Here is a 10,424-nt window from a genome sequence, read left to right on the forward strand (position 1 = left end):
TCTCAATGCCATGGTCAAGCAGGGAACCTTCTGGAACCCTGCGGCCATAGCTAATCCAGGGCAAGTTCTGCCCCAACCTACTTGACTTTCAAGATAATCGCTAGCCCCCCTTATTAAGGGGGGAATAGGAGGAAATAGGAGGAAATAGGAGGAAAGCCCCTAGAATTTCTATTTTTTGCTTAATTGACTCAAAGTCCCCCTTTTTCAGGGGGATTTAGGGGGATCGAGCGGCTGGCGAGTGAAGATAAGATTGTCCTAATTGTCTGGGCCACCGCTATAGTTTTGACTAGCTACAGTGGGTTAGTTTTCCCGTTGATCCAGGAAATTAGACGGGCTGCGACAATGCCACCGATTAAACCAAACAAATGCCCCTGCCAGGAAATGCCGATTTGGATGGGTAAGATGCCCCAAATCATGCCGCCAAAGAGGGACAGAACGACTAGGGCAATGAAGATGGAGCCGAGGCTGCGTTCAAACCAGGCGCGCAGGATGAGATAGCCAAAGTAACCAAAAATGACGCCACTGGCTCCAATATGCAGTGTACCGGGGACGCCGAAGAGCCAAGTGCCGATTCCGCTGGCGAGGGCTGCAATGACGGAAACGGCGATGAATTCCTGTACATCCCGCGCCATAATCAACCAGCCCAATACGAGAAAGGGCAGGGTATTGCTGATCAGGTGGCGGAAGCCAGCATGGAGAAAGGGGGCAAAGAAAATTCCGGGCAAGCCCGCAGGCGACAGGGGCCGGATGCCCAATAACTCTAGTCGGCCTCCCAGAGCCAGATCCGCAAATTCGATCGCCCACATCAGTCCGACTAAGCCCCCTAAAATCCAAGCATGGGCTTTCAGTTCTGCCATGAGTGCTTTGGTTTCTCGTTCTGCCTGTGACATTGCGCTTCGGTTCCAACGATTGCTGCGTCTATGCTAGCCGATCGTGGGTGGGGGATGACAGGTTGGTTAATCGGGGGATGGCCTGCACCCAAGGGATTGCGGACTATTTACTGAGAACATGGTGTGCTAAATTGTGCGCTAAACTGACCAACGATCGGGTAGAACCCAAAGACTAGGCAAAAGAGATTGGGCAGGCAGAAGATGAGTTTTTCCCTGGGGTTGGCAATTTGGGGCTATAAGGGCTGGTTGGGGGAGTTGTTCCCGGTAAAAGCATCGGCACGGGATTTTCTGAAGCTGTATAGCCGACGATTTTCGATCGTGGAGGGGAATACGACGTTTTATTCGATTCCCGATCGGGAGACGGTGAAACGCTGGGCCGCAGAGACACCGGAGGGATTTTTATTTTTTCCAAAGTTGCCTAAAACGGTGACGCACGAGGGGAATTTGTTACCCCATTTGCCGGATGCTTTGCGGTTTTTGGCATTGATGCAGGAATTGGGCGATCAGTTGGGAGCGATGTTTCTGCAATTGCCTCCGAGCTATAGTCCAGCCTATTACAAAGATTTAGAATTATTCATTCAAGGCTGGCTGGCGGCGACTGCTGTTCCGTTGGCGGTGGAAGTGCGGCATCTGGGGTGGTTTCAGCCGAGTTATCGCGATCGGTTGAATGAGTTATTGACCCATCATCAAGTTGGACGAGTGTTGTTGGATACTCGGGCAATTTACCGTGCGACGGATAATCCCCAGCAGTATTCTCAAAATAAAAAACCGGATGTGCCCTTAGAGCCGATCGTGACTGCCCCCTTTAGCTTTGTGCGTTACATTAGCCATCCTATTCTTGAGAACAATCTCGATTATTTTGCGGAATGGGTGGATATTGTTGCAAATTGGTTGACCCAAGGGACGCAAACCTATTTCTTTGTCCATTGTCCGTTGGAAGATCATTCACCCCGGAATGCGCGACGGTTTCAGGCGATGTTGGAACAGGCAGGGCTGGAGGTGCCGCCATTACCGTGGGATTTAATCGCTGAAGAGACGCCTTCGCAACTGAGTTTGTTTTAGTTAACTTCAAAACGAATTCCGGTAATCCAGAGTTGTTCTCCGTCGTGGCTCCATTCAACGATCGTGGGTTTTGGGCTGAACTTGTTTGAGCTGAGTTTGGTGAGGCTGTGGAAGGCGCGATCGCTAAGGCTAGCGACTTCTTGCAATAGCTTGGGGGGCATGTCCTCAGCGATCGAACGGTTTGTCCAAGTTGTTGCGTCTTCTGAAGAAAGTGGCTGGAGTTGGTGGGTTGTGGGGGCTGTACCTTCGGAATAGACGGTGACTTCCAGGGTGGGCGACTCTGAGACGATCGCGCGGGTAGTTCCATAGAAAATTGGCCACAGTTTGGGTTGAACTACGAGGGCAACGGTACTGTTGCGTTGGGCTTCAAAACATTGCACGATCGCGTCCCAAAAGGCATTGATGCTAGTGATTTCGACGTTGTAATCCAAGTTGGGTTGCTCGACGGCGGAAACCCGTATGAAGACAGGTTCTCGGCGTGAGGGTTGCAGCAGTTGAAACAGTGGTTCAGGGTCGTCGCCGGGATAGAGTACCCAGCCAGAAACGATCGGTAAGCCAGCCCGTTTGAGATGGGCGAGGGTGGCGGCGAGGTATCCGGCTTTTTTGGGGGAGAGGGGGTCGTCTAAGGTAGCGATCGTGCCTGCGGGGCGAAAGGCGCGATATTCAGTTTTTTTAGCGGTTTTGGTCACGGTTTCGGTACGCTTTTGGTCACCCCAACTGACCACACCTGCCATCACGATCGTCATCACGATAAGAGCAGAGTTGCGGGGTTGAAAGGCAACATTCATCACAACCATTAATGCTAAGGCAACCCATCGGCTTTGTTGAGGAGAACGAAACAGGGTTGTGCCGACGAGGGTTAATGGAATGACAAAGGCAGCGGCAATTGGGTGGTGCAGCCCGAATCCGGCCAAGAGCGTGGTGAGTTCCGTGGGAAGCTGACGACCGTACCGACCAAAGGCATAGGCAGCCAGGGCAATCATGTCCCATTCGGGGTTGGCGGGAAAGAAGGCTTTGGAGAGGCCAACGATCGCCAATCCTTTTATAATTTTAAGTAGAATTTTAAACCCATCTTGCAATTGGTTACAGTCCGGCAGGAAGGCCAGCAAGGGACACACAATAAAAATTAAGGTGGCTCCGAGGACTTGCAGTAGGGTCATGGTTCCGTGATTTCCATCAGGCAGGGCAGGAGAACGGTTTGATAGGGTTGGACTGGTTAGGGTGAATGACTAGAGTGAATGACTAGAGTGAATGACTAGAGTGAATTAAACGATCGGGGGGAACTACTATGGGAACGTTTAAGGGATTCAAACTACTGACGATTGGCTCGATTCTCGCACTTTTATTTCCGCCTGTCACACCTAAGAAAAAATTTGATGGATTTGACAAGCTGGCGTTTGGGACGCTGTTGGGCATTGCGGCTTGGGGGATTGTGGGGCGTCCTGATTTGACGAAGCTTAATCTGGAGTTGCCGAAGTTTACGTTTTCGGTGCCGCCCCATGGAGACTCTGCGAAGAATGCAACTAGTCCGGCGACAAATACGGCTCCTTCTGCAACGCCGATCGTGGCACAATCGACACCTAGACAAGGGGTATTGGTGCTGTGTCCGAGTCCGATCCGGGTGGTGAACATTCGGCAGAGTGCGGGTTTGACGCGGGTGTTGGGAACGGTGCCCTGTGGTCAGCGGTTGAATGTGACGGCGGGGCAGCGGTTTGCGGCGAATGGGGAGGTGTGGGTGCCTGTGGCGTATGGCGGAACGCGGGGGTGGGTGGCAAGGCGGTTTTTACAGCTTTAGGATTAAGGATGTAGTATCAAATTGATTGATTACCGCTGTAGATTCGATCCCCCTAAATCCCCCTTATTAAGGGGGACTTTGAGTTAATTAAGCAAAAAGTAGAAGTTCTAGTAACTTTCCTCCTATTTTCTCTTGTTGCCCCTTTTTTTCTAGTTGAGCGGCGCGTAGCGCGGGGGCTAGGAGGGATCCTCATGCTTCGGGAAAACAGAATTGTAGGCAAGCTTTCTGGCCCGATCGCGTAGATTCGATCCCCCTAAATCCCCCTTATTAAGGGGGACTTTGAGTTAATCAAGCAAAAAATAGAAATTCTAGCAACTTTCCTCCTATTTTCTCTTATTCCCCCTTTTTTAAGGGGGGTTAGAGGGGATCCACTCTCCTCGGGAAAACCGATCGATCGCGCTTACTCCGCCGCCTCTGTGGATCGATCGCGTTCCATCAGGCTGACGTATTGCCAAGTTGAACCGGGGACGGGCATGGGGGGACTCCAACGAACTCTGTCGCTGAATCGCAGCGCATGTAATTGATTGATTGCTGCTTGCACGTCTTCGCGAGTGCCGAAGAGATAAAATTGCAACGGTTTACGATCGGGATCGATAACGCGATCGAGGCCACCAAAGTTAATGAACATGGGTTTTTTCCTATTGTTGAGAAGGGAAGAAACCCCAAAAACTAAGGCCACCCTTTTGCGCAGGACAAGTAGGGTGGCCCGATCGAATGTTAAAATCCGTGTCAGACCGCCTTGCTGCTCATTCCAGCTTGGGGGTTTAGCTGCCCTTCGTTGCTTGGACCCAACGTTGGGTAGCGCCTTATTTTCTGGGAAATTAGCTGGTTCAATCGGGTTGTTGAAACACGATCGCACTCAGCTATGAAAAACCAGACTACGGACAAACCAGGGTTCTGTCAACCGTATTTCAGAATTTTGCAATCCTGTAATATTTGGCAATGTGATATTTGGCAATACTAGGGTTTGAACAGAGTTTCAACCTGTCGCTCATCTTCCATGCATTCTCAAGTCTTTATGCTTCATGCTGGGCAAAGTGGTCTAACAATTCCCGATGGATAAACCGATAACGTCCACCGATCTGCTGGAGGAGGCGACGCTCATGGCAATAGGTCAGAAATTGAGCCAGGTTCCAGGGGATGCTTTTCGCCTGCCAGAGTGTGATTCTGAGTGCAAAATACTTATTTAAGTCTATACAGGTCAATAGAGTGAACAAATAAATCAAAAAATTCAATATCCAGTAAGGGATTGGATTTTGATAGTAAGCTGGAATATACGGTTGAAAGATTAAGAATCCAACTGTGAAAAATATGCTGAGAATTAATAATTTTAATTTCTCTACTCTCCCTTGATTTAATTTTTCGTATGGATTACGAAAATTATCAGTGAAAATAAAGCCGATATTAAATAGTGACATTATGAGAAATACTAATATCACCATAGGAGAGATAAGTACTACAGAACATATTTGTACAACCTTTATTTTATTCCTGTAAGTATAGTAATCTGTGCAGATTAGGGTGGCAATAAAAAGATTTATAGAATGTTTATATGGCGATTTTTCATAGTCGATTTTTATCAAATCTTCTCTGATTCGGTTTCGGATTTCTTTCTGCTCCTGTTCTAATTGATTGAAAATTTTACTAATCCCAAATATGCGACTGAAAAATATAACCGTATTCTGAAAAAATAATATGATAGGTAAAATTGGTATAAGAAACAATGCACTGAAAAATCTACAAGTTTCAACATATGCAGAAACTAGATTTTTCAATTTTAAACCTTTAGGAAAAGAAGGAAGTCTTGATCTAATCTTTGAATCTAATGATAGATCATGCAGTATTGGCGTATGCTGGCGAATATATTGGGGAACTTTTAGTTTGAATAAAAAATTCAAACTATAGTAAATTAAAGCGTTAAACATTCGTACTGTATCAGCTTTTGACCCAGTAGAAGCAATAATAGAAAACCAAAAAATCCAAAAAATAATGCTATTTAATGAATCAACTAGTGGGAATGTTTTCATATAGTTGTTAATAAAATAAAATAAAATAGATATGATTGAAGCTCCAATCACTACAAGATTTATCCCGAACAAAAGAAACCAATACAACCACTGTTCTCTTTTGTTCTCTATGCAAGAAGGTTGAATATTTTCAACTAAGAATTCAATCTGATTATTCTTTGCCAATTGCCGCGCCACCCAGCCCAAAGACTGCCGCGTCTGCCGCCAATCTGGTTCTGCCTGCACCCGTTTAAAGGCCCACTTCCTATGCTTCAGTTCTTTACGATTACGATCGGCATCCCGCAACTTCAATGAAAGCTGTCGATCGATATACCGCTCAAACAAATCCGTCTTTCCCTTTAACGGTTTATCCGGTTCATACACCTGTGCCGCTAGCGAAATAAATAACGGCACCCGTAGCAATCCCGGTTCATCATATTCAGCATTCTCTGGATCAATCACAGGATCTAATAACCGCCCCATTTCCGGCACCGCCTGAATCTGATCCCACAGCCCGCTTTTCCCCATTTGCTGCAAATACTCTGCAATCTGCCGATCGTTCAAGGGTTGCAACTGCACCGTACCCCGCAGATTCGACAAATTCACCCCCGCCTGCTGAAACTCTTTTACCCGACAACACACCACCAAGTGGGGATAAACCCGTGCAAAATCATTAATCTTCTCCGTACAAGCCCGCTGCCGCACCATCCCCAACTCATCCAACCCATCCATCAACGGCAACAACACCCGACGCTTCAGCCAATTTTCATAAATTCTGTGGTTCCGATCACCTTTAGAGTCAAAATTTTTACATAGCTGCTCAATCAACCAAGCCCCAATCTCCTGCCCATCCCGCCAAGTCGAAAGCTCAAAAATCACCGGAATCACCGTTTTCGGATTCGAGATCGCCTCCCCCACCAAATGCTCTGCCAACTTCAGCAGTGTAATCGTCTTCCCCGCCCCCGGCGTTCCCAAAATCAATAACTTCCCCTCGATATCCTCCCGCGCATAGGTTGCAATCAGCGGCGCATTTGGATCGATCGTTCCCTTTTCAGCACCATCCACACTCAAACACTTCACCGCCTCCAACGCCAACGCCGGAGAATCTTCCTGGCCGATCGCCTTCACCTCGATCGCATCCACCTCCGCCAACCCAAACAACGACTCCCGCAACCGCTTCTTAATGTCCGGTTGCTGTTGCTTCAGGATTTGCAAACCCCACTCCCAATCCACCGCAGGCGACGCCGGGGAATTCCCAAATAATGAAATAAACGATCGCTGAATGATTACCTGAGCATCTGGCGAATTTTGAACAGCGGCTATATCTCCGCCCGCTTGCACCTGCTGCCCATCACCCCCCAAATCCTGCATTTTTTGATCTTGCGATCGATCGTCGGAATTACGATGCTCGTCCATCATCCGCCCCAACCCTCACAGCCTGCTCACCACCCGTTCCCCATCAGTCCCACCACTAGGGCCATCCAACCCCATCCCAACCCGTCCCTACATCACCCCAAACACCGACGCCGCCATCCCCAACCAAGGCGCGATCGCCTTCAAAACCTCCCCACCCGTTTGCCAAAGACTTTTCCCCGCCTCCGTCGTCTCCTTCAGCTCCTTCATCACCTCCCCCACCTGCTTCAGATTCCCCGCCATCAGTTCCTTATTCGGGGCATCCTTCTGCGCCTCCCGCTTCACCACCTTCAGATAATCCACCAACTCCTCCTGCACCGCCGCATCCAGCGCCGCCCCCTCGATCGCCTGCTGCAACTGCCCCAACAGCGCCGCCACCTCCGCCCCCGTCAACCCTTGGTGCTGCGTCGCCTGTTGCGCTGATTGCGTCGCGATCGCATCCCGCCCCCCTTGCACCTGCTGACCACTCCCACCAATGCCACTCATGCTCTGCGACTGTTTCGGCATTTCCGCTTCTGGCTTCTTCTTCCCAAAGTTAAACATCATTCCCGCCCCCACAACGATCGATATTCTTCCCAATGTAACAAATCCACCCCAATCGATCGAAGATCAGCAATTGCTGTTGCATTCCCAGCAATCTGCGGCCCCTGCAACGGCGATCGCACCTCACTTTGCTGTACATCGTATAATGGAAACTATGAAGTCCTTCGTTGACCTAATCAAATTACGAAAAACGACCCAATCACTCGATTCAATCAAGAAACTGCCTGGAGCCCAACTATCTATGTCATCCAAAGAAGCCATTTTGCAAGAAATTGAGCAGATGCCAGAAGCTTTATTGGACGACGTTCTGAACTTTTTGCAATCTTTAAAAGCTCAATACCGCCAAACAGCCCTAGAAACTTGCCTCTTGAGTGAATCAGCATTGGCAAAAGATTGGCTGACGCCCGAGGAAGACGAAGCATGGCAAGATTTGTAAAAGGCGATGTCGTTGTTGTCCCCTTTTCCTTCTCCAATTTGACCGATGCCAAAAAGCGTCCTGCATTGGTAGTTGCCGCATTATCTGGTGACGATCTGATTTTATGTCAGATTACAAGCCAGATGGTTCGTGATCTTAATGCGATTCCCTTAGAAAACAGTGACTTTCAGTCAGGGAGTCTGCCAAAAAGCAGCAATATTCGCCCTAATCGTTTATTTACTGCCGATCGTCAAATTATTCAGTCCAAAGTAGGTGAATTGCGCTCTGAAAAATTGGAAGCTGTCATCGATCGATTAATTAGTATTCTAAAACAGTAAATCAGATGAAAGTTACGCGATCGCAGCCCACGCCACAACCTGCTCATGGGAAACCTGATGTCCAGTTTCCTGAAAGCGTTGCCATCGTTGCTCATTCTCCTGAATAATTTCCGTCTCAGTCAGATCAGCAAATGCAGCAGTCTCAATATCCGCTTCCAGCCCATTGACCCGATTAAGCTCAAGCTGCTGACGATGGAAAACCTTCAAAGCTTCTTCAATCACAACTTCAGGATCGTCATAACCCAGCGCCATCAATTCTCGCACTAATACTTCAGCCATTGGAGTCATAGAAATATTCATGGCAGGTGTGGGATAAAACAACCCAAAATAGGCTTGAGCCTTCATTATAACATTGCCACTCTTCAGCCCCTCAGCAGCCTCATTCCTAGCAACCTGCGGCAAAAAAACACTTAGGCTTTTCTCTGTCCGATCGCACCAACAATCGCGGGATAATAGAACCTGTTGAGTTCTCCGAAACCCCGTGACTGAAACGCTGCAACGCACCCCTTTGTTTGACCTGATGGGCACCGCCCGCACGATCAGCTTTTCTGGCTGGGAAATGCCCGTTCAGTTCAGTAGCATCACCCAAGAACACCAAGCGGTGCGAACTGCGGTGGGAATGTTCGATATCTCCCACATGGGGGCTTTTTCGCTGAAGGGCAATGTGCTGGAACAGATCCAAAAATTGGTTCCTTCCGATCTGAGTCGGTTGCAACCGGGACAGGCCCAGTACACCGTCTTGCTCAATCCCCAAGCTGGCATTATTGACGATTTAATTTTTTATTACCAAGGGGGAACTGGTAACAAACAATCTTGGATCACGATCGTCAATGCTGCGACAATGCAAAAGGATTGGGACTGGATGCAAGCCAATCTCGATCTGAATCAACTGCAATTAGAAAATCGATCCCATAATAAAACGTTGATTGCCGTGCAAGGGTCACAGGCGGTAAGTCAGCTTCAAAAATTAGTACAAGGCTCGATCGAATCGCTCAAAGCCTTTGAACATGCTGAAGTGAGCTTTAATGATCAACCCATTTTTGTCGCTCGCACAGGCTACACCGGAGAAGATGGCTGTGAGGTGATGGCTGCACCGGAAGTTGGACGCGCCCTGTGGCAGGCATTGTTAGCAGCCGGGGTGACGCCCTGCGGGTTAGGGGCACGGGATACGTTGCGGCTGGAGGCGGCGATGTGTCTGTATGGTCAGGATATTAACGATGACACAACGCCGCTGGAAGCAGGTTTAGGCTGGTTGGTGCATTTAGATCGCAAGGGCGATTTTATTGGCCGATCGGTGTTGGAGCAGCAAAAGGCAGCCGGGGTGCAAAAGCGATTGGTGGCGTTGCAACTAGAAGGCCGCAATATTGCCCGCCACGATTATCCGATTCTCTATGCAGGGGAAACGGTGGGGATTGTGACCAGTGGGACGCTGTCGCCCACCTTGGGCTATCCGGTCGCCTTGGGCTATGTGCCGACGGAACTGGCAACGATCGGAAATACGGTAGAGGTCAGCATTCGTGGGAAGGCTTACCCAGCCACGATCGTCAAAAAGCCTTTCTACAAGGCTAGCAAGTAAGCGCCTGCAAAAACCGGGGTTTTCAGAAAATTCCGGTTTTTAGGCAACTCTCAGGACAACTGATCGATCTCACTCACTCCGCCGCCCGATCGCGCTGCATGATGCTGACGTATTGCCAATTGGAGCCGGAAACTGGAACGGGAACGCTCCAGCGAATACGATCGGAAAATCGCAGTACATGGAGCTGGTTAATGGTAGCTTGAACTTCTTCGCGGGTGCCAACGAGATAAAATTGCAACGGTTTGTGTTCCAGATCGATCGCGCGATCGGAATTACCAAAGTTAATAACCATGGGGATTTCTCCTAGATGTTGGGGTGGGAAGAAATCCCAAAAATTAAAGCCACCCTTTTGCGCAGGACAAGTAGGGTGGCCCGATCGAATGTTA

General features: G+C 48.9%; 13 protein-coding genes. 6 read left to right on the forward strand and 7 right to left on the reverse strand.

What is annotated here, in order from left to right; all coding sequences use genetic code 11:
• Positions 1-290 precede the first annotated feature (290 nt).
• Positions 291-890 (reverse strand): rhomboid family intramembrane serine protease, encoded by a 600-nt coding sequence (locus ACN4EG_RS26070; RefSeq protein WP_431633207.1) that lies wholly within the window; start codon positions 888-890, stop codon positions 291-293.
• Here ACN4EG_RS26070 and ACN4EG_RS26075 point away from each other — a divergent pair.
• Positions 884-1,066 (forward strand): hypothetical protein, encoded by a 183-nt coding sequence (locus ACN4EG_RS26075; protein ID WP_431633208.1) that lies wholly within the window; start codon positions 884-886, stop codon positions 1,064-1,066. The genes ACN4EG_RS26070 and ACN4EG_RS26075 overlap by 7 nt on opposite strands.
• 25 nt (positions 1,067-1,091) lie before the next feature.
• On the forward strand, positions 1,092-1,952 hold the full coding sequence (locus ACN4EG_RS26080) for a DUF72 domain-containing protein (RefSeq protein ID WP_431633209.1): 861 nt from the start codon (positions 1,092-1,094) through the stop codon (positions 1,950-1,952).
• Here ACN4EG_RS26080 and ACN4EG_RS26085 read toward each other — a convergent pair.
• Positions 1,949-3,112, reverse strand: a complete 1,164-nt coding sequence (locus ACN4EG_RS26085) for a hypothetical protein (RefSeq protein WP_431633210.1) — start codon at positions 3,110-3,112, stop codon at positions 1,949-1,951. The two genes, ACN4EG_RS26080 and ACN4EG_RS26085, sit on opposite strands and share 4 nt — an antisense overlap.
• A 128-nt stretch (positions 3,113-3,240) precedes the next feature.
• Here ACN4EG_RS26085 and ACN4EG_RS26090 point away from each other — a divergent pair, with 128 nt between their 5' ends.
• The gene (locus ACN4EG_RS26090; protein ID WP_431633211.1) at positions 3,241-3,747 is read left to right on the forward strand and encodes an SH3 domain-containing protein; all 507 of its coding nucleotides are present in this window, start codon (positions 3,241-3,243) and stop codon (positions 3,745-3,747) included.
• A gap of 400 nt (positions 3,748-4,147) precedes the next feature.
• Here the strand turns inward: ACN4EG_RS26090 and ACN4EG_RS26095 are convergent, their stop codons facing one another.
• The 3 genes from ACN4EG_RS26095 to ACN4EG_RS26105 form a co-directional block, all read right to left on the reverse strand.
• The gene (locus ACN4EG_RS26095) at positions 4,148-4,375 is read right to left on the reverse strand and encodes an RNA-binding protein (RefSeq protein WP_431633212.1); all 228 of its coding nucleotides are present in this window, start codon (positions 4,373-4,375) and stop codon (positions 4,148-4,150) included.
• 388 nt (positions 4,376-4,763) lie between these two features.
• Positions 4,764-7,094: an NACHT domain-containing protein gene (locus ACN4EG_RS26100; protein WP_431633213.1), complete on the reverse strand. Its 2,331-nt coding sequence runs from the start codon at positions 7,092-7,094 to the stop codon at positions 4,764-4,766.
• A gap of 162 nt (positions 7,095-7,256) precedes the next feature.
• Complete coding sequence (locus ACN4EG_RS26105) at positions 7,257-7,712, reverse strand: hypothetical protein (protein WP_431633214.1); 456 nt, start codon at positions 7,710-7,712, stop codon at positions 7,257-7,259.
• A gap of 238 nt (positions 7,713-7,950) precedes the next feature.
• Between ACN4EG_RS26105 and ACN4EG_RS26110 the strand changes: the two genes are divergently transcribed.
• Together ACN4EG_RS26110 and ACN4EG_RS26115 are read left to right on the forward strand one after the other, a co-directional pair.
• Positions 7,951-8,145 (forward strand): DUF2281 domain-containing protein, encoded by a 195-nt coding sequence (locus ACN4EG_RS26110; RefSeq protein WP_431633215.1) that lies wholly within the window; start codon positions 7,951-7,953, stop codon positions 8,143-8,145.
• Entirely contained in the window at positions 8,130-8,462 is a 333-nt protein-coding gene (locus ACN4EG_RS26115) for a type II toxin-antitoxin system PemK/MazF family toxin (RefSeq protein ID WP_431633216.1), read from the forward strand. The genes ACN4EG_RS26110 and ACN4EG_RS26115 overlap by 16 nt, the downstream gene beginning before the upstream one ends.
• Positions 8,463-8,474: 12 nt before the next feature.
• On the opposite strand, the gene ACN4EG_RS26120 is transcribed toward ACN4EG_RS26115, so the two are convergent.
• Complete coding sequence (locus tag ACN4EG_RS26120) at positions 8,475-8,762, reverse strand: hypothetical protein (protein ID WP_431633217.1); 288 nt, start codon at positions 8,760-8,762, stop codon at positions 8,475-8,477.
• Positions 8,763-8,943: 181 nt separating this feature from the next.
• Between ACN4EG_RS26120 and gcvT the strand changes: the two genes are divergently transcribed.
• Positions 8,944-10,038 (forward strand): glycine cleavage system aminomethyltransferase GcvT, encoded by a 1,095-nt coding sequence (gene gcvT, locus ACN4EG_RS26125; RefSeq protein ID WP_431633218.1) that lies wholly within the window; start codon positions 8,944-8,946, stop codon positions 10,036-10,038.
• Between the two features lie 73 nt (positions 10,039-10,111).
• Here the strand turns inward: gcvT and ACN4EG_RS26130 are convergent.
• The coding region (locus ACN4EG_RS26130) for a hypothetical protein (protein ID WP_431633219.1) at positions 10,112-10,424 on the reverse strand (313 nt) is incomplete at its 5' end.

It is taken from the genome of Alkalinema pantanalense CENA528 (assembly GCF_050753345.1).
GTDB classification, from domain to species: Bacteria; Cyanobacteriota; Cyanobacteriia; order Leptolyngbyales; family Leptolyngbyaceae; genus Alkalinema; species Alkalinema pantanalense.